Source organism: Bacillus spizizenii TU-B-10 (genome assembly GCF_000227465.1).
In the GTDB taxonomy this organism is placed as follows: Bacteria; Bacillota; Bacilli; order Bacillales; family Bacillaceae; genus Bacillus; species Bacillus spizizenii.
On the sequence record NC_016047.1, the window covers coordinates 2,430,841 to 2,454,601 of the forward strand.

A 23,761-nucleotide genomic window follows, 5' to 3' on the forward strand; every position below is an offset into this window, starting at 1 on the left:
TGTCTCCCTACTTTACTAATATGCTCATTCTGGGGCTGAGCATTTCAGCTGGGCTTTTCAGCGCCAGTGTTTTGGCTTTTTCATTGTAATCGATCGTCATTTGATCGTCAAAAAACACTTTTTGCGATGATTGGATATACAGCGGGATGCCATTCGTTTCCAGCTGCTCGCACTGTCCCGTTAATTCTTCAGCCAGCCAGATTGTCGGTACACCGCTTACCGCACAGCCGCATCCTTCTGCATCGTAACGAAGCTGGGCTTTTTTTCCCGGGTTGGCGTCAAACGCCTGCTGCAGTGCCTGTTTTGCTGCATCTGTCACATGTATGTTCATAAGGTGAGACCCCCGTTTTCATCATTTTCGCAATTGTAGCATACAACGCTTCCATTCGCATTGTTTCTGCCTTCTTTCCATCGCTTTGCATGTTCTTCTGCAGTCTTGATCCAATCATCTTTCCCTTGTATGTATAGATTGATGCAGTCCGGATGCTGGGCAGCCAGCTGTTTTTTGAGAACGGCATATTCTTCCGCTATTTCTGGATGAGCTCTGAGATAATCTCTGAATAACAGGTGCCTTTCAATAGCAGGGTTTCCCTTTTCGTACATATGGACATGATGAGTGCGTTTATTTCCACCCTTTTGGAAATAACGTCTGCCAGCTATGCCGTTTTCTCCTCTCGGTGTATAGCCGATAGCCTTCATTAGTGTATCATATTGGCTCACCGCTTCAATGCTTCTGACTTCAATTAATATATCAATGATTGGCTTTGCTGCCATGTTTGGGATTGATGTGCTTCCGATATGATGAACAGCAATGATCTCCGGTCCGAACACAAGCTTCAGCCGTTCTTTTTCTTCATCGAAACATTCCGTCCATTTTTCATTGTAGAGAACGACTTCAACTTTTCGTTCCGGATACAAATGAAAGACAGACAGCAATAGACCCTCCGCGGCTTTGACGGTTTCTGCCTTTTGAAATCCCGCCTGTGTATAGAGCGATACAGCCGGTGTATTTTTCTCAGCTGTGACTACTTCGATTTTCTCAGCGTCTTCGTTTTGATCGATGACAAATTGCAGAAGTGCTCGTCCAATCCCTTTTCTGAAACCGTCGGGATGCACTACAAGCCTGCAAATGGTGAGATGATGCATATTTATCTCATATGAAATGACACCGATTAGTTTGCCGTCTTTCCGATATCCCGCAAACTGTTCATGAGATGCTTGAATATCCTTCGCCTTTTCTTGTAAGGCAGGAATACCGTCAAAACCGATAAGCTCCGCTTCTTTTATGTACGCGGGCTGCTGCACGGCAATAATCTCACGCGCTGTGATGTCTCCCTTATGCTCAAGAAATTCAATCATTTCTCTTCTCCTGAAAACAGCCGCTGCCTCTCGACTTTTGCGATGCGGACTGCATACAACTCGTACCAAACGCTTTTTCCTTTTTCTTTTACCGCTTGATGTTCAGTGTGATGCTTCCAGTGGTTAATGGCGCCCATACTGTCCCAGTAGGAAACAGTTATGCCCCTTCCATCCGCTTCACGAACGCTTTCGACGCCTAAAAATCCCGGCTGATCCGCCGCAAGCGATACCATCCGCTCCGCTGTTTCTCCATATCCTGTGTCATTTTCGCTTTTGACAGATGAAAAAATGACTGCATAGTAAGGTGGCTCAGGTGTTTTTGATAAAAAATCCATCATATTTCCCCCTCATATGTTTTTGACAAACAGTACCTTATCTTGGCCCGGGCCATCGTAGTTTGCAAACACTGAGATGCCATTTACCGTTTTGGTGCCCTTTTCAATGTCAAATCCCAATTTTGTGTGATACGCGATTGATACCTTATTCACAGGTGAAGTGACGCACTTTACCCGGGTGCAGCCTCTTTGTTTTACCGTTTCAATAAAGACATCGTATAATTGTTTTCCAATTTGCATTTTTCTGAAATCCGGATGCACACCGGAAAAATGGATGTATGCCGTTTCAGGATCCGATTGCGATTGAAATCCGATTAAAAATCCGGTCATGCTGTTATCTTCAGATGTAATAAAGCTTGTGTCCTGAAAATGCTCAAAAAATAGTCTCGGCAATTTTTCTTTCAGCTGTCTGCCGCCCCACCATTCATTCATTACAGACGTTACCATTTCATAATCTGAAGACGTGATTGTTCGAATATCCATTACGATTTGATCTCCCTCCGTCTGGCAAAACGAATGTCAGCTCTTTTTTTCTCACAATATAAAAATTATATTTTGCCTGACTGGAATTGTAAATGCCTTCTTTCCTGTATCATACGTTTCCAGATTGCCGAGGGAACAATGTTTGGTATTTTTACACATATTTCTCCCCCCAATGCAGGAGGGAGAAACGTTACAGCACAATATCAAGCACCTGATTAAGTTTCAGCTTATAAAGCTGATCCTCGTCTCCTTTTATCCATACTGTTTTTTCAAACTCTTCATAACGGCAGATTTTCCCGGTGCAGCGGACAATTTCACCGTCCTGAAAGCAGCTGACAGTGACATTCTGAGCAAACTCCATCGCGGTGCAAAGCGTTTGATTCATTTCCTCCAGCTTATCAGGATCAAGGATCGGCTTTTGCAGCTTCTGTTTATGGCGCTTTCTCTCAAGCAGGCTTTGTTTATGTTCCGGCAGAAACATCCTGCTCCCTTCCCACAGCAGGTTGCCTCTTTTTAAATGGTCATTCATTTATAGTGCCCTCCTATTTTAGCCGCACGTTCAAATGCCTGGCCTGCCGCTGTCAGTGACGCCGCCCTGATGATGGCTGTGTCGCCGAACCGGTTTTTAATGCCATCCATCACATAGCCAAGGCTCATTTTCTTTGCATAATCCTGAAATAAATTGAGCTGCCATATGTCATCAGATGAGAGCTGAGACAGATTGACCCCGAGGCGGCGGACAGGCTTCCCGTCCCAAAACGTAAGAAACAGCCGGCAGACAGCCTCATATACATCCTGGGTAGAATTTGTCGGCTCCGCCAGCTTCACTTGCCGGTTGAAGCCCGTTGGCCAATCAAAATCAGCACCCCGGCAGCTCACTGACACCGTCTGCCCCATTACCCCAGCGTTTCGGCTTCGCCTGCACACCTCTTCACTCAGTTCCAGCAGTACGATCTTGATTTCTTTATCAAAGTGTTCGTAGTCTTTCGGGAGAGTCATTCCATGCCCAATCGCCTTTTGTCCGTCCAGAGACGAAGTTGACACAGGAGAATAGTCGATCCCGTTCGCCGTCATCCACAGCACGTGGCCGTTAATGCCCCATTTCTTTTTTAAAAGATCGAGCGGAAAAGCCGCGAGCCCGCCGATCGTGCTGATGCCCATCCGGTTTAAATGATGCTTCATGCGGCTCCCAACGCCAAACATGCTGCCCACCGGAAGCGGCCACATTTCGGTTTTCATATTTTCTTTCGTTAAGGTAAAAATACCGTTCTTATTCTTTTTGGCAAAATTGTCGCACGCGATTTTGGCTAGCGCTTTATTAGGACCGATTCCGACCCGCGCATAAATGCCGATCTCCCGCATGATTCTACCCTGAATGCTGTTTGCGATCTCTTCCGGCGTCCCAAACAGCTTCTGGCTGCCTGTAATGTCCATGAACTGTTCATCGATGGAATACGGCTCTACAAGGTCTGTATACTCCTCTAAAATGGCCGTAATTTGCAGTGATACATCAATATACCGCTGCATACGGGGCCGGAGCACAACAGCTTCAGGGCACTTTTCCTGCGCCTCCCACAGCCGTGAAGCATTCGCCACACCTTTTTGTTTCGCCAGCGGGCAGGCAGCCAATACGACTCCGCCCCTTTTTTCAGGGTCACCCGAAACAATGACGGGCCTATTTTTCAAATGTGGATTTTCCGCTTTCTCTACAGATGCATAAAACGATTGCATGTCAACGAGAAAAATCACTTTTTCTTTCATCATACACACCTCTAAAAAGAACTTATGTTCGTTTTTCTATTATATGCGAAAGTATGTTCGTTTTATACTGGTAAATCATTCTTGTCTGACAGAAAATATGATCCAAGGGTTTGAGAGAAGAAAAACATTTAGTAGAATAAAAGCGAAGCACAAAGATAGGAGAGTCATGATGGAGAAATTTGTTGAAAAAATGATGGGACAGGCACTGCGTCAATACAGCAGAAATGTTGCCATAGATCCGTTAAGCCCATATGAAAAACAAAGCCTGAAGCAGCCTTAGAAGAGAGACGGGATGAAGAACCCGATGAGGATCTGCATGCGCATATAGAAGATATCATTTATGACTATGTCACAAACCAAGGGCTGTTCTCTTAAACGCAGGCCATAAAAAAGAAACGTACAGCCCCTCAAAACTGTCTATTCTCAAGCGTGTTATCATTCAGAAGAGACACGGCACCTTCTGCTGTTCTGCGGCTAATGTCGGCTTTCATTGTAAATTTTGACCTCATGTCCGGCATCACTGAGCATTTCCGAAACTTGATCCACATCCTGATGGGTTGAATCACTGCCTGTAATGTTTCAAACGGACTTCCGTTTGCTTCCATGTTCTGCCGAATCGCTTTAAAACGCCCGGCATTCCAGCATCAATTAATATTATGCTTTCACCACACACATAAGCGCCGGACATATCGTCATTTTCCTTCCGAATGCTTTAACCTCAATTTCAACGATGTAAACTCCGTCAGCCCCGTATCCTCCACACATGGTATATTGCAATCCTACAATCAGACATGTTTTGTAGTAAATGTCAATAACAAAATATTTTGAATTTCCCATTGGAGAAGGAAATTTTTTCATATATGATAGAAAAAGATTCTTACATACAGGAGAGAATACGATTCATGAAGAAATGGAAAGATATCCACCCCATCAGCTGGACAATTATCATCGGAACCATTTTCGGCAGAATGGCAACATCGATGAGCATTCCTTTTTTAGCGATTTATTTAACAGCCGTCCAAGGCGCATCTGCTTCCTATGCAGGGCTGGTCATCGCCGCAAGCTCATCAGTCGGCATCCTTGCAAGCTTTTACGGCGGATATATCTCAGACAAATTCGGCAGAAAAAACATGATGCTCGTGTCCATTTTCGGCTGGATGCTGGTATTTGCAGGATTTGCGGCGGCATCTCATCTCTGGGTATTTTTTGTGGTAAACGCATTAAACGGACTTTGCAAATCACTGTTCGAGCCCGCTTCAAAGGCCTTGCTGTCTGATATGACAGAAGAAAAAACGAGACTGCTTGTTTTTAATTTACGCTATGCAGCTATTAATATCGGCGTTGTCTTCGGACCGGTGCTCGGCCTGTATTTCGGCTCATCGCAATCGACCGCACCCTTTTTGGTGCCTGCAGTCATTTACGGACTATACGGACTCGTGCTTGCCATCCAATTTAAAAAACATGCATCATCGTCAACATCAGACCAACCCCGAAATATGAGCGTGCGGGAAGCGTTTATGGTGACGCAAAAGGATCACCTTTTTACAATTGCTTTGGTCGGCATTACGCTATGCACCTTCGGCTACTCACAATTCAGTTCCACATTCCCGCAGTATATGGCGCAGAACCCCTTGATCGGCAATGGAACGAAGCTGTATGGGTTGATGCTGACATTAAACGCAATCGTTGTGTTGACGACGCAATTTCCCATCGTCCATTTTGCAAAACGTTTTTCGCCGCTTTGCTCCCTGATGCTCGGTAATGTGATGGTTAGTATCAGCATGGCCATTTTTACCATATCACACGGTGTTTCGTCACTTGTGATGATTGTGGTCACATTTACAATCGGCGAAGTGCTTTTATTCTCTATGATGGATTTGTTTGTAGACCAGATTGCAAAACCAGGATTAAAAGGCACTTATTTCGGGGCAATCGGTTTTTCACAGCTCGGAAACGTCATCGGCCCCTGGATCGGGGGTATATGTATAGACCTATTTGGCGCTGGCCGGCCGATTTTTATTTTTTCTGTTCTGAGCGGCATCACCCTGCTCGGCCTGCCATTTTTAGCGTTCGCCTATCGGCAGATGAAAATGGACATCACAAAACACCAAACCAGACTGGAAAAGCCGCTTTAAATAAAAAAAACGGGAGAGAATCAATCTCTCCCGCAACAATGAGGTGATGAACATGAATATAGGCGATATGATGTTTCAGCTTTTCGTATTTATTATGTTTGCTGCTGTCATCTTTACAGCTGTTACAAGCTTCAAGTATGCGAAGAACCGAAAAGCGCAGCTGGACCGCATTGAGAAAAAGCTTAACAGCCTATCCGAAGATCACGATTAACCGCTTGGAGCAACGAGCTCTACCTTAATCCGGTCCGGATCCTCACAATAGACTGCATAATGCCCGTCTCCTCCGGCAAAAGGATGCCGATCTCGGTACAACACACGATAGCCTTTTGCCATCAATTTTTCGGTCATCAGGTCGACTTGAAGCTTGGATTCAGCATGAAATGCGAGATGGTTCAGCCCAACACGGCATCTGTGGTATTCCGGCTCTAGAAACTGCTCTTTCGCCTGCACAATCACAAGGTAAAAACAATCTTTCTTCCAACTGATGCCTGAGCTCCATTTTTGATACTCTTTATAGCCAAGTTCTTTTAAGAACCATCCCCAAAATCGTCGAGACGCTTCCAAATCAGAAACATACAGTTCGATATGATGCACGATATTATACCCGCCTTACCAGCACTTCTTCAACCTTATGCCCGTCTCCCTTACGCAAAATGAGATCTGACCTGAATTTAGTCGGCAAAATATTTTCATATAAATTCGGCCGGTTGACACTCTCCCAAATCGATGCTGCCATTTCGTCAGCCTCCTGATCAGACAAGTCTTTAAATTTATGAAAATAAGAATCGGGATTTTGAAAAGCTGTTTCCCGAAGCAGACGAAAACGCTCTAAATACCAAGTGAAAATCCGGCTTTCGTCCGCATCCACATAAATCGAAAAATCAAAGAAATCGGAAACAAAAATACGCGGATTTTTCCGGTCATCCTCCAGGGTGGGCGACTGAAGAACATTAATGCCTTCAATAATCACAATATCGGCCTGTTCTACAACCTCGAACACACCTTCCTCGCGGTCATAGGTGAGATGGGAATACACCGGGGCCTTTACGCTGTCTTTTCCTGATTTTAAGTCATTCAAAAATTCGAGCAGCGCCTTTACGTCATAGCTTTCAGGAAACCCTTTTCGTGACATCATATTTTTCTTTTTCAGCTCGGCTGTAGGAAATAAAAAACCATCTGTCGTGATAAGGCTCACTTTAGGGCGATCCGGCAAACGCGAAAGCAGCTTCTGCAATATCCGCGCCGTCGTGCTTTTTCCGACTGCCACACTGCCGGCGATGCCGATAATAAACGGAATTTTGGCTGAATGAGGGTGCTTTAAAAAAACATTGACATGCTTATTGCGTTCGGCTGCAGACTTAACATGCAAATGAAGCAGGCGAACAAGCGGAATATAAATCGTTTCCACTTCTTCAACAGATAGATAATCATTCAGCCCTTCCACGGCTTTTGCCTCTTCTTCAGAAACAGCAATCGACAAATGTCCCCCAAAGCCAGACCAAGACTCACGATTGTGTTTTGTATATAAAGTATGTAAATTAAGCTCTTTATTTTTCACTGTTTACACCTGACTCTCTGAAGGTTAAAACCCTTACAAAGATTGTAACGGAAAACCCTTTCACTGTCTGCTTATTTTTTCATTTCGTTTTTCAGCAAATCTGCACCAATTCGGTTATACGCAGCCATTTCTTCTTTTGGAACCATGCTTCCTCCCGTTCCCCAGACGACATGTACAGCATGTTCCATCTTATGTTTCTGACTATAGCGTCTTCCTTCTTCAGTCGAAAAGAGCCGAATCGGTCCAAACATGCCGGCAAGAGCAGAGGGCTCTAAATATTTACTTTCAGAGACAGCCAGCATATGAAGCAAGGCATAAAGCGTATCGTCCTCTACGGTATAACAGCCGCTCAGCAGCGGTTCAATCAGCTTACCGACAAACCCTGACGGCCTCCCTACGGCAAGCCCGTCAGCAGCCGTCCGATTATCCAGGCCGATATCCTGGACAGAAATCTGCTCATGGAGTCCGGAATAAAGCCCTAACAGCATACATGGTGAATGAGTCGGTTCGCCGAAAAACACATGAACATGGTCTCCATATAAAAGCTTCAGCCCAAATGCCACACCGCCCGGCCCTCCGCCGACACCGCACGGCAGGTACACAAACAGCGGCGTTTCAGGTCCTGGCTGTATTTCCATACAGTCGAGCTGCGTTTTTAAACGGCTGGCGGCAACAGCATATCCTAGAAACAGCTGACGGGAGTGTTCATCATCAATGAAATAACAGAATGGATCTTGTTCCGCCTGCTGTCTCCCTTCTTTCACCGCTTCACTGTAATCTGATTCATACTCCATGACAGTGACACCCTTTTGGCGAAGGAGATCCTTTTTCCACTGCTTAGCATCGGCGGACATATGCACTGTCACGCGAAATCCGAGTGCTGCACCGATGATGCCAATGCTTAATCCAAGATTTCCTGTCGAACCGACAGCAATCGAATAGCGGGAGAAAAACGCGGCAAATCGGTCTTCCTGTAACATGCTGTAATCATCGGATTCCTGTAGCATTCCTTCTTGAAGCGCCAGCTTTTCAGCATGCTTTAATACTTCATAAATCCCGCCCCGCGCTTTAATCGATCCTGAAATCGGAAGCTCATGGTCGCACTTTAAAAGCCACCTTCCCGGAAATGGCTGCTGATATGCCGCTTCCAGCTTTTCCTTCATATGCTGCATTTCAAAAAGCGGAGACTCGATCATTCCTTTGGCATCTTTCGTCTCAGGAAACACCTTGGCAATGTAAGGGGCAAACCGCCGCAGCCTTTTTTCTGCCTCCGCTATCTCACTTTCCCACTCATCTGCATGGAATAACGAACCCTCTTTCTTGCCCGGATTTGCCCAGAATACAGGCTCTGCATCAATCAGTTTCTGAATAAACGGATCTTTGAGCAGAACATGAAGGGCTTCTTGATTGATTGACATTCAATGATTTCTCCCTTCCTCTACAAAAAACTGCCTGTGATCATGCCAACAAGCTTCTCACCACAGGCAGTTCCATCGTTATTTTTTCATAAGCACGCGTCCTGCCAGCTTTTCAACGAGAGCCGGAAACAGCTGATACAGCTTGGTGCCAGCATTCATTAAACGCGGAAGATTGATCTCCCGTTTGTTCGTGAAAATAGCAGCTGTAATTTGAGCTGCCACGTCATCAGGATCAAGCATCCAGCGGCCGACATTTTTGACATAGTCCCCGCCTTTATCAGCAATGGAAAAAAAGTCCGTCTGAATCGGTCCCGGATTGACTGTTGTCACATAAATGCCGGTTCCCGCCAGCTCCATCCGTAAAGCATTTGAGTAGCCGTGCACGGCATGTTTTGTCGCGGAATAAAGGCTCGACTTCGGTGTTGCAATTTTCCCCGCTTGAGAAGCGATATTGATGATATGGCCCTTTTTTTGCTCAAGCATTTGCGGAAGCACTGCTTTTGTACAGGCGATCAAGCCGAAGACATTCACATCAAACATCGCTTTCATGTCATCTAGTGTCGAGTCTAAAACCGTTTCAAATATACCGAAGCCCGCATTGTTGATCAGTACATCAACCGAGCCGATCTGATCGCGGACACGGGCGATATCCTCTAGGCGGCCGACATCCAGAGGAAAAATCTCACACTGTCCGCTCCATTCCTCGGTTATTTTCCTCTTTATTGCAATCAAACGATCCTCACGTCTTGCCGACAGCAGGACATGGGCTCCTTCAGCTGCGCATAAATATGCGATTCTTTCACCGAGTCCTCCTGAAGCGCCAGTTATCCAAATCCGCTTTCCCTCTATATGTTTCACCCATTTCACCTCTTCATTGTTCTAAAGTATGCAGTTTTTCCTTCCCAATATGACGTGATGGATTCTTCTGCAGCCAACACATCAAGATGCCCTGCCGTTTCTGACATCGTTAAAAATAATTCCTTTTCATACACAGCAGGGAAAAGCTGCTGACAGACCTGAAAAGCGGTCATCGGCTTTTCATCCAGCATGCGCCGCACATCCTCCGTCCTGTTCCTCTGCTTGTCAAAACGCTTCTCAATCAGCGCCTGTACGCTGGTAATCGTTTCACCGTGGCCGGGAAACACGATTGTTGGCTCAAGTTCAGACAGCCTTCGCAAAGACCGCTGATAGTCGACTAAAGGCTTTGACCTTATGTCTCCCGCTTTCGGGGCTTCTATAATCGGATTAGACGAGCTGTTGGCCAGCAGAAGATCGCCGCCAAGCATTCTCCCGCTTTTTTCATGGAAAAGAACGATATGCGACTCAGCATGTCCAGGCATCTCCAAAACAGACCAGCCCTCAAGTCCATCAATCCTCATCCCTTCTCTGACTGTTTTCGTCAGGGATCTCGTACAGGAAAATGCGTACGCTGACCGAATCAGCTTTTCAGCCTTTCCAGTATCAAATGGAACGCCTAATTCAGGCAGCAGCTTTTGAAAAAAACGTTTTTGCCAATCCATATAAGCTTGATTTCGGCTGATATAAGGTTCGTTGAACGGATGCCCAATCACTTCAATTCCATCAGAAAAAACATCAAGCAAGCCGACATGATCAGCATGATGGTGAGTCAGTACAACCTGCTCAATATCTGACATTTTCACGTTTACAGCAGCAAGCTGCTCTTGAAGGGCTGCAGCAGCCTCTTTTGTATTCGGCCCCACATCGATAAGTGTCAGCGCATCACCTTTTACTAGATAAACGATAACATCACCGACAGCAAATGGTGTCGGGACGCGGATCGCAATTACATCTGCAGTTGTCATCCTTTTGCTCCTTGTCTTCATTCATTATTCATATTTTAGCTTTTTCTCGGTCTTGTGTCATTATAGCTGAATGAGAACGGCCCTTTTTGAAAAAGCTATTGACATTAGCTTGTCCGCCATTGCATAATGAACAACAAACTAAAACGAGAACCATTGGAACGCTATGACGAGGATTAGTATACAAGGCAATGGTCAAAGAGAGCGATACCCCCTGGCTGAAAGGTATTGCGGCCCGCTTGTTTGTAGAACCTGCCCTCAGAGCGGTTAGGAAAACCTAAACGTTTCCCACGTTATGGGATTTGAGCTGAGCACAATTTGTGCTAATGAGGGTGGTACCGCGAACCTTTTCGTCCTTTACGTGATGAAAAGGTTTTTTGTTGTTCTGATAGAAGGAGGATACCAATGAAAAAGATAGGATTTGTCGGCGCTGGGTCCATGGCAGAAGCAATGATCAACGGCATTTTGCAAAGCGGCATCACAAAACCAGAACATATCTATATCACAAACCGCTCAAATGACGAGCGTCTGATTGAATTAAAGGAGACGTACGGCGTGTGTCCATGCAGAGATAAAAATGAGTTTTTCACTCACACCGATATCATCATCCTCGCTTTTAAACCGAAGGACGCAGCGGAAAGCATTGACAGCATCCGTTCGTATATCAAGGATCAGCTTGTGATTTCAGTGCTTGCAGGCATTACCATCGAAACCATTCAGCACTATTTTGGCAGAAAGCTCGCGGTCATTCGCGTCATGCCTAATACTTCAGCAGCCATTAGAAAATCAGCAACCGGATTTTCTGTAAGCGCTGAAGCAAGCCAGGATGATATCACCGCCGCAAAAGCTTTATTGGAAACAATCGGTGATGCCACACTGGTTGAGGAACGGCATCTCGATGCTGTCACGGCGATCGCCGGCAGCGGTCCGGCCTACGTGTACCGTTATATCGAGGCAATGGAAAAAGCGGCGCAAAAAGTAGGTTTGGATAAGGAAACGGCAAAAGCACTCATTTTGCAGACTATGGCAGGGGCAACAGATATGCTCCTTCAAAGCGGCAAACAGCCTGTACAGCTGCGCAAGGAAATTACGAGTCCAGGGGGCACAACTGAAGCAGGCCTTCGCGCTTTACAGGACTCCCGCTTTGAAGAAGCGATTATTCACTGTATTGAAGAAACCGCTAAACGCAGTGCGGAGATCAAAGAGCAGTTTGCCGGTGCCGCCTTAGAGAAGCATTCATAGATATAAGCCAAAAGACAGAAGGTACTGTGCCTTCTGTCTTTGGTGTTTCCTAAAACAGCTGGCCGGCAGTTTCTGATTGTTTTAATAGCGCGGAGATCGTAAATGAAAGCAAGTCCGGAAGCACTTCAAAGGAATAAGGCATATACAGTCTTTCCGTCCATTTGTGCGGGTCTTTTCCAGCCGGACCGACATTGAAAACCGGTACATATAAAGCCTGATCTTTGCCGCTTGGCAGTGAATATCCTCTGTTAAAGAGCGGCATATTGCTTGTGTACGCATCAACCTCCTGCTTTTCCAGCTGTAGATAGCTTAAGTCTGAAAGTCCGGGGAAATACTGGACCTCCCGTAGAGCTATGCCGTACCTGTCAGCTGCATAATGCATAAGCTGATCAGCTGTATTCCTGATCAATTGATCGTCCTTTGAAGAAACCGCCGGATAAAACGGCGGGCTGTAAAAAAGAACAATAAGCGGCGCATCTTCCTTACAAAGTGAAGCAAGCTCTGAAACAATTTTCGTCGAAAAATCCCTGTCCCCAAGATCGCCTCTGTTGGCAAAAGCATAATTAAGAACCCGCTCGGTTTCCGAGTTTCCAACACGCATTTTTGCACGCGCGACCAGCTCATCAAATGTCAAAACAGTCACGGTGCGTTCAATCGGCTGAAAAGACTCAAATTGCTGAAAATCCTGTGTTTTCTTTCGAATGTTCGCTGTTATTTCCTCCGCCGCCTGTTCTGCGGTTTTAAGCAACATCTGATGCAGCTCACTGGCCGACCGTTTCATTGACAGCACATTAAATAACGTGACAGCTGTATGCGGTGTCTGAACTGAATACGCCTCTTTCAAGTCCTTTTGCATTAAGTTGACCGGCGGCGGAGTGACTTCACCATCAACCTTTTCGCAATAATCCACATTCAGTTCAAGCAAGCGGTTCATCTCAGATACCATTAAATTTGCGTTTATGCCTGAAAATGGCTCTCCGACATGGGTTTCAATCCCCTTACAGAAAAATCCCGCAAGCACCTTGCCAATGCTTCCTGTATAAAAATATTGCTGCTGATCGCCGGGAAATTTTTCAAACATCGGTTCAGCATTCAGGCAAGCGGTTAATGTGATATCATGCTTTTTCTCCATTTCCTTCAGTACAGGAACCGCTTCAATCATGCCTCTTGAATTCACTTCCTCATCAGGAACGGTAATCAACAGCAGATTGCCCTCAAATTGGCCGTTCATTGCCCGCTCCAGCATTGACAGATGAACAGCAAGCCCCGCTTTCATATCCATCGTCCCTCTTCCGAACAGCCAGTCGCCGCTCTCAGCATCTTTTCGCACACGCTCCGGAAGCAGCTCTTTTTTCTCTAAAAAGGAACTCAAAAGCTCGGCAGGCTTACAAGCCATATGTTTGAATTCTCCGTAATCCTCTATGTCCACGACATCAAAATGACTCAGCAAAAGCACTGTCTTTTTGACATTCTTTTTTTTGACTAGAGCCGTTAGAAAGGATCTGCCGTCGTCCATCGGATGAAGTGTTACATCATTAGGATGTTTTTGAAAATAAGGCTTGTCCTTCAAAATAAAATAAAGATATTCTGCAAGTGCTGCCTCTCCCTTCGAACCGGTGATGCTTTCGTATTGTACAAGAGAAGTTAAAAGGGTCAGCAATTCGTCCTTCGTCTGCCAATTCATCGATCTCCGCCCCTCCTATGTATAAAAACGCTTCTAAACTGAAAAATAAAATGATTCTCTGTCTATTATACAGAAATGTTTGACAAAAACGGATCTTTTGAGCAGTTTATATGACGGGAAAGAAATGACTTGATATAATCAATCTCTAAAACCTTACGGGAGGCGAAAGAAATGGCCAGAAAATTATTCACACCTATTACAATTAAGGATATGACGTTAAAAAACCGCATCGTCATGTCGCCAATGTGCATGTATTCTTCTCATGAAAAGGACGGGAAATTGACGCCGTTCCACATGGCACATTACATATCTCGAGCAATCGGCCAGGTCGGGCTGATTATTGTGGAGGCATCAGCGGTGAATCCTCAAGGACGAATCACAGACCAAGACTTAGGAATTTGGAGCGATGAGCATATCGAAGACTTTTCCAAACTGACTGAGCAGGTCAAAGAACAAGGCTCAAGAATCGGCATTCAGCTTGCCCATGCCGGACGTAAAGCAGAGCTTGAAGGAGATATTTTCGCTCCATCGGCGATTGCGTTTGACGAACAATCAGCAACACCTGTAGAAATGTCAGCAGAAAAAATAAAAGAAACGATCCAGGAGTTCAAACAAGCGGCAGCCCGCGCAAAAGAAGCCGGCTTTGATGTGATTGAAATTCATGCGGCGCACGGATACTTAATTCACGAATTTCTTTCTCCGCTTTCCAACCACCGCACAGATGAATACGGCGGCTCACCAGAAAACCGCTATCGTTTCTTAAGAGAAATCATTGATGAAGTCAAACAAGTATGGGATGGTCCTTTATTTGTCCGTGTATCTGCTTCTGACTATACAGACAAAGGCTTAGACATCGCCGATCACATCGGTTTTGCAAAATGGATGAAGGAGCAGGGTGTTGACTTAATTGACTGCAGCTCAGGCGCCCTTGTTCATGCAGACATCAACGTATTCCCTGGCTATCAGGTCAGCTTCGCTGAGAAAATCCGTGAACAGGCTGACATGGCAACTGGTGCTGTCGGCATGATTACAGACGGTTCAATGGCTGAAGAAATTCTGCAAAACGGACGTGCCGACCTTATCTTTATCGGCAGAGAGCTTTTGCGAGATCCATTCTTTGCAAGAACTGCTGCGAAACAGCTTAATACAGAGATTCCGGCCCCTGTTCAATACGAAAGAGGCTGGTAATGTCCAAAAGAGATATCCTCAACCGGATATCTCTTTTTTTATTTTTTAGAGAAACGATCAGCTAAGGTTCTCCGTCTCCCTAGTAGAACCAATTAGAGGAGATGACTCCAATGAACTCAGCTTGGATGGAAAAGACATATACAATTGACGGATGTGCGTTTCATACACAACACCGGAGAGGATCAAGCGGTGTAACGATTGTCTTTGAGGCCGGCTACGGTACTTCTTCTGAGACGTGGGAACCATTAATGGCGGACATTGATGATGAATTTGGCATTTTCACATATGATCGGGCAGGGATAGGGAAAAGCGGACAAAGCAGCGCTAAACGAACAGCTGAACAACAGGTGAAAGAATTGGAGAGTTTGCTTAAAGCAGCAGATGTAAAACCTCCTTATTTGGCTGTTTCTCACTCATACGGGGCTGTGATCACCGGTTTATGGGCCTGCAAAAACAGGCGCGATATTATCGGCATGGTCCTCCTTGATCCAGCTTTAGGAGATTGCACAAGCTTCTCCTTTATTCCTGAAGAAATGCACAAAGCATATACAAAAAAGATAATGCTTGAGGGCACACATGCAGAGTTTTCTAGAAGCCTGCAGGAACTCAAACAGCGGCAAGTCCATTTAGGGAACATGCCTCTCATTGTACTGTCATCAGGTGAACGGACTGAGAAATTCGCTGCTGAACAGGAATGGCAAAACCTGCACACCAGCATCTTGTCTCTATCGAATCAAAGCAGCTGGATTCAAGCTAAAAACAGCTCGCACAACATCCATCATGATGAACCTCATATCGTTCATTTGGCTATTTATGACGTGTGGTGCGCAGCGTGCCAGCAGGCCGCTCCTCTTTATCAGGCAGTCAATTAACATAAAAAAAGACCGGGCCGTAAAACGCCCGGTCTTTTTTGTTATTTTGTTTCACGATGAATGGTATATTTCTTTAAACGCGGTGAATATTTTTTCAGCTCTAAACGGTCTGGGTTGGTGCGTTTATTTTTTGTTGTGATGTAATTTCTGTCTCCCGTTTCAGTGCAGGCTAAAGTAACATTGACTCTCATATTAGCATCTCCTTATAAAGCGTAATGATTGCGTTTTATTATACAACGTAATTACAATTTGTCAAATAGGAGCTCTTCCTTCAGCCCCGCGGAACGTTTACCTCTAAGAAATCATACGCTGCCACGCTGTTTGGGAAAACGTCAGCCGCTTCTTTTTGAAGCTCCAGAGAGGCATCTCCCTGATATCTTGCGCTGATATGGGTTAAAATGAGCTTCTTCGCACCGGCTTCTTTCGCTGTTACAGCTGCTTGTTCCGTTGTACTGTGAAAATAATCGTAAGCAAGTTTCCGATCTTCCTTAGCAAAGGTCGCTTCATGAACAAGCACATCACAATCCTTTGCAAGCTCTTTTAGCTTGTCACTTACTCTCGTATCTCCGGAAAGCACAACAGCTCTTCCCTTTTTAGGAGGCTCCAGAAAATCATTCCCATTGATGATGCGTCCGTCTTCAAGCGTTACCGTTTCCCCTTTTTTGATTCTTTGATACACAGGTCCAGGCGGGATATTCATTTCTTTTAATACATCCGCCTTTAAGGAACCTGGTACATCTTTTTCCTGCACACGGTACCCGAAAGCCTCTACTCCATGAATAACAGATACTGCCGTGACAATAAACTGATCGTCTTCAAACACGATTCCTTCTTCGATTTCCTTGATCACAAGCGGATATGTCAAATGGGTTTTCGTGACAGCAAGGCTTGTTTCAATAAACGCCTTGATCCCTTTAGGTCCGTACACCGTCAGCTCGTCCTCTCCCCCTTGAAAGGAACGGCTCCCCAGAAGCCCCGGAAGCCCGTATACATGATCGCCGTGCATGTGGGTAATGAAGATTTTTTCTATTTTACGAGGTTTAATCGTTGTATGTAAAATTTGATGCTGCGTGGCTTCCCCGCAGTCAAACAGCCATACTGAACGCCTTTCTTCAAGCAATTTTAATGCCACCGACGTTACGTTTCTCGTCTTAGCGGGAATACCGGCTCCCGTCCCTAAAAAAAGTAATTCCACGTTTCTTCCTCCTACTAGAACTAGTTACCTACAAGAATACAGGATCAGGCGCAAAATGTGAATCTTGCCTCTGAAAGGAACAATCCTTTCGTTCTAGAAACATTTTTACGGCATTCTGCAAAAAAAGGGCTTAAATGTTTGCTTTCGTTGAATTTTAGATTTAAAATGAAGGAAATATACGGGGTGTACTAAAATAAAGCTTCGAATAAAGTGAGGTACTTTTAGTGAAAACAAACCAACAACCAAAAGCAGTAATTGTCATATTCGGTGCAACTGGAGATTTAGCTAAACGAAAACTGTATCCGTCTATTCACCGTTTATATCAAAACGGACAAATCGGAGAAGAGTTTGCAGTTGTAGGAGTGGGAAGAAGACCTTGGTCCAATGAGGATCTTCGCCAAACTGTTAAAACATCCATTTCCTCATCTGCAGATAAACATATAGATGATTTCACGTCTCATTTTTACTATCACCCGTTTGACGTGACAAACCCTGGCTCCTATCAAGAGCTTAACGTATTGCTTAACCAGTTGGAAGATACATATCAAATTCCGAACAACAGAATGTTCTACTTGGCAATGGCTCCTGAATTCTTCGGGACAATTGCAAAAACATTAAAATCAGAAGGTGTTACAGCAACAACAGGCTGGTCCCGTCTTGTCATTGAAAAGCCGTTCGGCCATGATCTGCCAAGTGCACAGGCACTAAACAAAGAAATCCGCGAAGCATTTACGGAAGATCAAATTTACAGAATCGACCATTATCTAGGCAAACAAATGGTTCAGAACATTGAAGTGATTCGATTTGCCAATGCGATTTTCGAACCGCTTTGGACAAACCGCTACATCTCAAACATTCAAATCACATCTAGCGAATCACTTGGCGTCGAAGACCGTGCAAGATATTACGAAAAATCAGGCGCCCTGCGCGACATGGTACAAAACCACATTATGCAGATGGTTGCCCTTCTTGCAATGGAGCCGCCGATCAAATTGAACACAGAAGAAATCAGAAGCGAAAAAGTAAAGGTTCTGAGAGCACTGCGCCCTATTGCAAAAGACGAAGTGGATGAGTATTTTGTGCGCGGACAGTATCAAGCCGGTGAAATTGACGGTGTGCCGGTTCCTGCTTATACGGATGAAGATAATGTCGCTCCTGACTCAAATACAGAAACCTTTGTTGCAGGCAAGCTCTTGATCGACAACTTCAGATGGGCTGGTGTTCCATTCTATATCCGCACCGGAAAACGAATGAAAGAAAAGTCCACAAAAATCGTCGTTCAATTTAAGGACATTCCGATGAACCTGTACTACGGCAACGAAAACAACATGAATCCAAACTTGCTTGTCATCCATATTCAGCCTGACGAAGGCATTACGCTCTACTTAAACGCTAAAAAGCTTGGCGGGGCAGCACACGCGCAGCCTATCAAACTTGATTACTGCAGCAATTGCAATGACGAGTTGAACACCCCTGAAGCGTATGAAAAATTAATTCATGACTGTCTTCTTGGCGACGCAACAAACTTTGCACACTGGGATGAAGTTGCCCTTTCTTGGAGCTTTGTCGATTCCATTTCTGAAACATGGGCAGCAAACAAAACCTTGTCTCCTAACTACGAGTCAGGCTCTATGGGACCGAAAGAATCAGATGATCTTTTGGCGAAAGACGGCTTGCACTGGTGGAATATATAATACGAAAAAGCCGAAAATGCTTGTGAGCATTTTCGGCTTTTTTTCGGCTGTCAAGACTGCCTTATCCCTTAAGACATTCTAGCATTCAATAAAAAACCCCCAAAGCCCTAAGGCTTCGGGGGTTTCTATTGATTACTTCATCCATTCAGTATGGAAGATACCTTCTTTATCTGTACGCTCATAAGTATGGGCGCCAAAGTAGTCACGCTGCGCTTGGATTAAGTTTGCAGGCAGGACAGCTGTGCGATAGCTGTCATAGTAAGCTAATGCGCTTGAGAATGAGGGCACTGGCACACCTTGGGCAACTGCAAGTGAAATCACTTGGCGAAGCGCTCCTTGGTAGCTTTCTACAATATTTTTGAAGTAGCTGTCAAGAAGAAGGTTATCAAGCTCAGGTTCCCGATCGTAAGCTTCTTTGATCTTCTGAAGGAACGCTGCGCGGATGATGCAGCCGCCGCGGAAGATCATAGCGATTTCGCCATATTTCAGATCCCAGTTATATTCTTCAGAAGCAGCTTTCATTTGGGCAAATCCTTGCGCGTAAGAACAGATTTTACTCATGAACAGCGCTTTTCTGACTGCTTCAATCAGCTCTTCTTTATTTTCTGTAACTGGCTTCACATCTGGTCCTGCAAGAAGGCCGCTAGCTTTCACACGCTCTTCCTTCATAGCTGAGATAAAGCGCGCGAATACAGACTCAGTAATAATCGGAAGCGGAACACCTAAGTCAAGTGCGCTTTGGCTTGTCCATTTTCCTGTTCCTTTTTGGCCTGCTTTATCAAGAATCACATCAACAAGCGGTTTGCCTGTTTCTTCGTCTTTTTTCGTAAAGATGTCAGCTGTAATCTCAATCAAGTAGCTGTCAAGCTCACCTTTATTCCATTCAGCGAAAACTTCGTGAAGCTCATCTGCTGAAAGACCGAGCACCTGTTTCAGAATGAAATAAGATTCAGAAATCAGCTGCATATCTCCGTATTCAATACCGTTATGCACCATTTTTACGTAATGGCCGGCACCGTCGGGACCGATATATGTCGTACAAGGTTCTCCGTCAACTTTTGCAGAAATCGCTTCAAGAATCGGCTTCACAAGCTCATGCGCTTCTTTTTGTCCGCCAGGCATGATAGAAGGCCCTTTAAGCGCTCCTTCTTCTCCGCCGGAAACGCCTGTTCCGATAAAATGAATGCCACTTTCAGCGAGCTCTTTGTTACGGCGCTGTGTATCTTTATAGTATGTATTTCCGCCGTCAATTAAAATATCATCCTTCTCAAGATGAGGAAGAAGAGATTGAATTGTCGCATCTGTTGCAGTTCCCGCTTTAACCATTAATAAGATTTTACGCGGTGTTTCCAAGGATTGGACAAACTCTTCAATGCTGTATGTGCCAACAACATTTTTTCCTTTTGCCTCCTGCAAAAACTCCTCAGTTTTACTGCTTGATCTGTTGTAAACAGAAACAGAAAATCCCCGGCTTTCGATATTTAAAGCCAGATTTTTACCCATGACCGCAAGTCCGATAACGCCGATTTGTTGTTTTGACATATTCTAACGTCCCTTCTGCAAACGTTTTAATCATTTTAAAATTTAAATTAAAATAAAATGATATTTATAATAAAGAAATTACCATACTTTCACCCTTTTTTTCAAGCTATTCAACTTTTCTTTTCATCCTGAAAAAAATCTTTATTAAAGCTTGTTCCCTTCGTTTTGCTCTCCTCTTTTTTTACCCTTGCCCCTTTTCTGATCAGCTTGGATCCGTACTTTTCATTCAGCTTTTCCATCATCTGCTGAATGGGCTCATCCTTCGCATCTTCATTAAAGCTGAACAAATCAAGCTGCTTATAGGCCTGTTCTTTTTCTACTAAATCCGTTCCGGTAATGCCAAGCAGCCTGACAGGATTTTTATTCCAATGTTTAAAAAAGAGGTGCTCCGCTTCTTTCATAATTTCATTTTTTTGATCGATCGGATTTTTCAGCGTGATGCTTCTGGTGATGGTTTTCCAATCTGCATATCTAATCATAATAAAAAGCTTCGAAGCCATGACTTCCTTGCGCTGTAAACGGTCACTCACGGAAGCGGCAAGTTTTCTGAAAACGCCTAACAGCTCCTCTTCATCACTGGAATCATGTGAAAGTGTCGATGAGTTGCCGACGCTTTTAAATTCGTAAATGCGCTCCGGGTCAACCGGCGCATGGTGAATGCCGTTTGCTTTATTTTTAAGGCGCGGACCGTTGATGCCAAGCAGGCGCTTCAGCGAGTGTTCATTAGCTGCAGCTAGCTCTCCGATTGTATGAATGCCGAGTCCTTTCAGTTTTTCCGCTGTCTTATTGCCAACTCCGTGCATCTCTCCAACAGGAAGCGGCCAAAGGATGTCGGGCACTTGTCTCTTTCTTAAAATCGTAATGCCAAGCGGTTTTTTCATATCAGACGCCATCTTTGCGAGAAATTTATTCGGCGCGATCCCTATGCTTGACGGAAGCAGCAGCTCTTTTTGCAGCCTGCTTTGAATTTCTTTTGCCGTCTCCAGAGCGCGGCTGCTGTATGGTGTATCGGTCATGTCCATATAGCCTTCGTCGATGGAGACAGGCTCCACCAGGTCAGTATATTCGCGGAGAATGTTAAACATCGCTCTTGAAGAGCTTCTATAGCGGTCAAAGTTCGGCGGAAGAATGATGAGCTCTGGACAATGGCGCTTCGCTTGCCAAACCGGCATTGTTGTTTTGACGCCGCGCGCCCTTGCTTCGTAGCTGCATGTCACCACAATGCCCTTTCGCTCCTTTACGTTTCCGGCAACTGCGACCGGCTTTCCCCGGAGAGCCGGATCATATGCCATTTCCACCGATGCATAGAAACTGTTCATATCAATATGGAAAATAATTCGGCTCTTTCCCTGCATAAACAAATCTCCTTTTCGTTCATTAGACAATGGCTTGTACATATAGTAAAATGAAGGTATTGAATGGATGTGATTACAATGTTTGTGGAATCGATAAATGACGTTTTATTCTTAGTCGATTTTTTCACAATTATTCTTCCGGCTCTGACGGCAATCGGGATTGCATTCCTCTTACGAGAGTGCCGTGCCGGCGAGCACTGGAAATCAAAACGAACAGATGAACATCAGACGGTCTTTCACATTAACCGAACAGACTTTCTTATTATTATATATCATCGCATTACAACTTGGATACGTAAAGTCTTCCGCATGAATTCGCCTGTGAACGATGATGAAGACGCCAGTTCTCTTCTTTTATAAACCGCATTTATAAAAAGGAGGAGAACAAATTGTTAAAAACATATCAAAAACTTTTGGCTATCGGTATCTTTTTGATCGTATTATGCTCGGGCAATGCTGCTTTCGCGGCGACTAATCAGGTGGGAGGCCTCAGCAACGTCGGTTTTTTCCACGACTATTTAATCGAACCGTTTTCCGCTCTGCTTAAGGGTGTTGCCGGGCTGTTTCACGGAGAATACGGACTGTCTATTATTCTCGTAACCATTATTGTGCGTGTCGTTGTACTGCCTTTGTTTGTCAATCAATTTAAAAAACAGCGCATATTCCAAGAGAAAATGGCAGTTATTAAACCTCAGGTTGACAGCATTCAGGCCAAATTGAAAAAGACGAAGGACCCGGAAAAGCAAAAAGAACTGCAAACGGAAATGATGAAGCTATATCAAGAGCACAATATCAATCCGCTTGCCATGGGATGCCTCCCAATGCTGATTCAGTTTCCTATTGTGATTGGGTTTTATTACGCGATTCGCTCTACACCTGAAATTGCGTCACACTCGTTTTTATGGTTCAGTTTAGGACAATCTGACATTCTCGTGTCTCTTAGTGCGGGAGCTATGTACTTTATCCAAGCCTATGTCGCTCAAAAACTGAGCGCGAAATATTCCGCTGTCCCGCAAAACCCGGCGGCGCAGCAATCTGCAAAACTGATGGTGTTCATCTTCCCTGTGATGATGACGATTTTCTCGCTTAATGTTCCGGCAGCTCTTCCGCTGTACTGGTTCACAAGCGGGCTATTCCTGACAGTGCAAAACATCGTCCTTCAGATGACGCACTATAAAAGTAAAAAAGCCACCGCTCTTACTGAGCCGGTGAAATAATGAAACAACCCCGAGCGAAAAGCCGGGGTTGTTTTTTTGTTTCGTCGCACCCTTTTCTGTTATGGCTGAGGCGAAAATGGCCACCCTAAAAAACAGCCGTATCCGTTTAAAATGAAGGAAATCGGGAATACCTTTACTCACATCCCTGAAAGGAGGATATACGTGACGGAACGCTTTCAGCAAAAAAATATTTCTGTGCCTGAAGGCATTTGGATCATGAGACAAACCTGGAATGATGTCTTATTTGCCCACTGGCCTGTTGATGTTTCTACCCTTCGCGCTTTGGTACCGCCGGTTTTAGAATTAGATACATATAACGGGCAAGCTTGGATCAGCATGCTTCCCTTTATGCTCACAAACCTGAGGGCGCGTTTTCTTCCTGCCATTCCCGGTGCACGTGCGTTTCCTGAGCTTAACCTCCGCACCTATGTCACTTATAAAGGCAAGCCCGGCATTTATTTTTTCAGCTTAGATGCTGATCATCAGCTGACGGTCCTGGGCGCTCGCACGTTCTTTCATTTGCCATATTTTTACGCTGATATGAAAGCTGATAAAAACGGTGATGGCATTGACTATGTCAGCAAGCGGAGAGACGACAGAGAAGCAGCATTCCGCGCCGCATACCGGCCCATTTCAGCTCCTTTTACAGCGGAAGAGGATTCGCTCGATTACTGGCTGACGGAACGATACAGACTCTACACCGTTTATCGCAACAAGCTCTATTATGAAGACATTCATCATCATCCTTGGCTGTTACAAAATGCCGAAGCCACGTTTTCGGTCAATACGGTAGCTGAAGCCCACGACATTCCATTGCCAGAGTCAGACCCCTTGCTTCATTACGCTAAAAAACAGGACGTGTTATTTTGGCCGCTTAGGCAATGGCGCTGAATGCAAGAAAAA

At 44.9% G+C, this 23,761-nt stretch carries 24 protein-coding genes, 2 pseudogenes and 1 other annotated feature; of the genes and pseudogenes, 10 read left to right on the top strand and 16 right to left on the bottom strand.

The window, feature by feature from the left end:
* Window positions 1–7: 7 nt before the first annotated feature.
* The 6 genes and pseudogenes from GYO_RS34015 to GYO_RS34040 form a co-directional block, all read right to left on the bottom strand.
* Window positions 8–331 (bottom strand): iron-sulfur cluster biosynthesis family protein, encoded by a 324-nt coding sequence (locus tag GYO_RS34015; protein ID WP_003226552.1) that lies wholly within the window; start codon window positions 329–331, stop codon window positions 8–10.
* Window positions 328–1,359: a GNAT family N-acetyltransferase gene (locus GYO_RS34020; protein ID WP_014114288.1), complete on the bottom strand. Its 1,032-nt coding sequence runs from the start codon at window positions 1,357–1,359 to the stop codon at window positions 328–330. Before GYO_RS34020 ends, GYO_RS34015 begins: the two co-directional genes overlap by 4 nt.
* A pseudogene (locus GYO_RS34025) lies at window positions 1,352–1,697 on the bottom strand (antibiotic biosynthesis monooxygenase family protein). The gene GYO_RS34020 and the pseudogene GYO_RS34025 overlap by 8 nt, the downstream one beginning before the upstream one ends.
* Window positions 1,698–1,706: 9 nt before the next feature.
* A complete protein-coding gene (locus GYO_RS34030) occupies window positions 1,707–2,177 on the bottom strand; it encodes a GNAT family N-acetyltransferase (protein WP_014114290.1) in 471 nt (156 codons plus the stop codon).
* A 190-nt stretch (window positions 2,178–2,367) separates the two neighbouring features.
* Complete coding sequence (locus GYO_RS34035) at window positions 2,368–2,706, bottom strand: YolD-like family protein (protein ID WP_014114291.1); 339 nt, start codon at window positions 2,704–2,706, stop codon at window positions 2,368–2,370.
* Window positions 2,703–3,941, bottom strand: a complete 1,239-nt coding sequence (locus tag GYO_RS34040; protein WP_079287929.1) for a DNA polymerase IV — start codon at window positions 3,939–3,941, stop codon at window positions 2,703–2,705. Before GYO_RS34040 ends, GYO_RS34035 begins: the two co-directional genes overlap by 4 nt.
* 166 nt (window positions 3,942–4,107) lie before the next feature.
* Here GYO_RS34040 and GYO_RS34045 point away from each other — a divergent pair.
* From GYO_RS34045 to GYO_RS43975, 3 genes and pseudogenes are all read left to right on the top strand, one after another.
* A pseudogene (locus GYO_RS34045) lies at window positions 4,108–4,313 on the top strand (YqzH family protein).
* A gap of 527 nt (window positions 4,314–4,840) precedes the next feature.
* A complete protein-coding gene (locus GYO_RS34055; protein WP_014114297.1) occupies window positions 4,841–6,073 on the top strand; it encodes an MDR family MFS transporter in 1,233 nt (410 codons plus the stop codon).
* 52 nt (window positions 6,074–6,125) lie between these two features.
* Window positions 6,126–6,284, top strand: coding sequence for a hypothetical protein (locus tag GYO_RS43975; protein ID WP_014114298.1), 159 nt, complete (start codon window positions 6,126–6,128; stop codon window positions 6,282–6,284).
* Here the strand turns inward: GYO_RS43975 and GYO_RS34065 are convergent.
* The 5 genes from GYO_RS34065 to GYO_RS34085 form a co-directional block, all read right to left on the bottom strand.
* Entirely contained in the window at window positions 6,281–6,667 is a 387-nt protein-coding gene (locus GYO_RS34065) for a VOC family protein (protein ID WP_014114299.1), read from the bottom strand. The genes GYO_RS43975 and GYO_RS34065 overlap by 4 nt on opposite strands.
* 4 nt (window positions 6,668–6,671) lie before the next feature.
* Complete coding sequence (gene coaA / locus GYO_RS34070; protein WP_014114300.1) at window positions 6,672–7,631, bottom strand: type I pantothenate kinase; 960 nt, start codon at window positions 7,629–7,631, stop codon at window positions 6,672–6,674.
* A gap of 71 nt (window positions 7,632–7,702) precedes the next feature.
* Window positions 7,703–9,049: a D-serine ammonia-lyase gene (gene dsdA, locus GYO_RS34075; protein WP_014114301.1), complete on the bottom strand. Its 1,347-nt coding sequence runs from the start codon at window positions 9,047–9,049 to the stop codon at window positions 7,703–7,705.
* A gap of 78 nt (window positions 9,050–9,127) precedes the next feature.
* Entirely contained in the window at window positions 9,128–9,907 is a 780-nt protein-coding gene (locus GYO_RS34080) for an SDR family NAD(P)-dependent oxidoreductase (RefSeq protein ID WP_014114302.1), read from the bottom strand.
* A 5-nt stretch (window positions 9,908–9,912) separates the two neighbouring features.
* On the bottom strand, window positions 9,913–10,872 hold the full coding sequence (locus tag GYO_RS34085) for an MBL fold metallo-hydrolase (RefSeq protein WP_014114303.1): 960 nt from the start codon (window positions 10,870–10,872) through the stop codon (window positions 9,913–9,915).
* Between the two features lie 154 nt (window positions 10,873–11,026).
* Window positions 11,027–11,230 (top strand) — a binding site (T-box leader).
* Between the two features lie 44 nt (window positions 11,231–11,274).
* On the opposite strand from GYO_RS34085, the gene proC reads away from it, so the two are divergent.
* A complete protein-coding gene (gene proC, locus GYO_RS34090; RefSeq protein ID WP_014114304.1) occupies window positions 11,275–12,111 on the top strand; it encodes a pyrroline-5-carboxylate reductase in 837 nt (278 codons plus the stop codon).
* A gap of 49 nt (window positions 12,112–12,160) precedes the next feature.
* Here proC and GYO_RS34095 read toward each other — a convergent pair whose 3' ends face one another.
* Complete coding sequence (locus tag GYO_RS34095) at window positions 12,161–13,795, bottom strand: M20/M25/M40 family metallo-hydrolase (RefSeq protein WP_014114305.1); 1,635 nt, start codon at window positions 13,793–13,795, stop codon at window positions 12,161–12,163.
* 171 nt (window positions 13,796–13,966) lie between these two features.
* On the opposite strand from GYO_RS34095, the gene namA reads away from it, so the two are divergent.
* Together namA and GYO_RS34105 are read left to right on the top strand one after the other, a co-directional pair.
* Complete coding sequence (gene namA / locus GYO_RS34100) at window positions 13,967–14,983, top strand: NADPH dehydrogenase NamA (protein WP_014114306.1); 1,017 nt, start codon at window positions 13,967–13,969, stop codon at window positions 14,981–14,983.
* A gap of 110 nt (window positions 14,984–15,093) precedes the next feature.
* Window positions 15,094–15,855 (top strand): alpha/beta fold hydrolase, encoded by a 762-nt coding sequence (locus GYO_RS34105; protein WP_014114307.1) that lies wholly within the window; start codon window positions 15,094–15,096, stop codon window positions 15,853–15,855.
* 41 nt (window positions 15,856–15,896) lie between these two features.
* Here GYO_RS34105 and rpmG read toward each other — a convergent pair whose 3' ends face one another.
* Together rpmG and rnz are read right to left on the bottom strand one after the other, a co-directional pair.
* A complete protein-coding gene (rpmG, locus tag GYO_RS34110) occupies window positions 15,897–16,046 on the bottom strand; it encodes a 50S ribosomal protein L33 (RefSeq protein ID WP_003325527.1) in 150 nt (49 codons plus the stop codon).
* Between the two features lie 80 nt (window positions 16,047–16,126).
* The gene (rnz, locus tag GYO_RS34115; RefSeq protein WP_014114308.1) at window positions 16,127–17,050 is read right to left on the bottom strand and encodes a ribonuclease Z; all 924 of its coding nucleotides are present in this window, start codon (window positions 17,048–17,050) and stop codon (window positions 16,127–16,129) included.
* A 224-nt stretch (window positions 17,051–17,274) separates the two neighbouring features.
* On the opposite strand from rnz, the gene zwf reads away from it, so the two are divergent.
* Window positions 17,275–18,744, top strand: a complete 1,470-nt coding sequence (zwf, locus tag GYO_RS34120) for a glucose-6-phosphate dehydrogenase (protein WP_014114310.1) — start codon at window positions 17,275–17,277, stop codon at window positions 18,742–18,744.
* A gap of 132 nt (window positions 18,745–18,876) precedes the next feature.
* Here zwf and gnd read toward each other — a convergent pair whose 3' ends face one another.
* The gene (gene gnd / locus GYO_RS34125) at window positions 18,877–20,286 is read right to left on the bottom strand and encodes an NADP-dependent phosphogluconate dehydrogenase (protein ID WP_014114311.1); all 1,410 of its coding nucleotides are present in this window, start codon (window positions 20,284–20,286) and stop codon (window positions 18,877–18,879) included.
* 110 nt (window positions 20,287–20,396) lie between these two features.
* The gene (locus GYO_RS34130) at window positions 20,397–21,641 is read right to left on the bottom strand and encodes a DNA polymerase IV (RefSeq protein ID WP_014114312.1); all 1,245 of its coding nucleotides are present in this window, start codon (window positions 21,639–21,641) and stop codon (window positions 20,397–20,399) included.
* 72 nt (window positions 21,642–21,713) lie between these two features.
* On the opposite strand from GYO_RS34130, the gene mifM reads away from it, so the two are divergent.
* From mifM to GYO_RS34145, 3 genes are all read left to right on the top strand, one after another.
* Window positions 21,714–22,001, top strand: a complete 288-nt coding sequence (gene mifM / locus GYO_RS34135) for a membrane protein insertion/folding monitor MifM (RefSeq protein ID WP_072182058.1) — start codon at window positions 21,714–21,716, stop codon at window positions 21,999–22,001.
* Window positions 22,002–22,030: 29 nt separating this feature from the next.
* Complete coding sequence (locus tag GYO_RS34140; RefSeq protein ID WP_014114314.1) at window positions 22,031–22,858, top strand: membrane protein insertase YidC; 828 nt, start codon at window positions 22,031–22,033, stop codon at window positions 22,856–22,858.
* A 162-nt stretch (window positions 22,859–23,020) separates the two neighbouring features.
* Window positions 23,021–23,749: a YqjF family protein gene (locus GYO_RS34145; protein WP_014114315.1), complete on the top strand. Its 729-nt coding sequence runs from the start codon at window positions 23,021–23,023 to the stop codon at window positions 23,747–23,749.
* Window positions 23,750–23,761 lie beyond the last annotated feature (12 nt).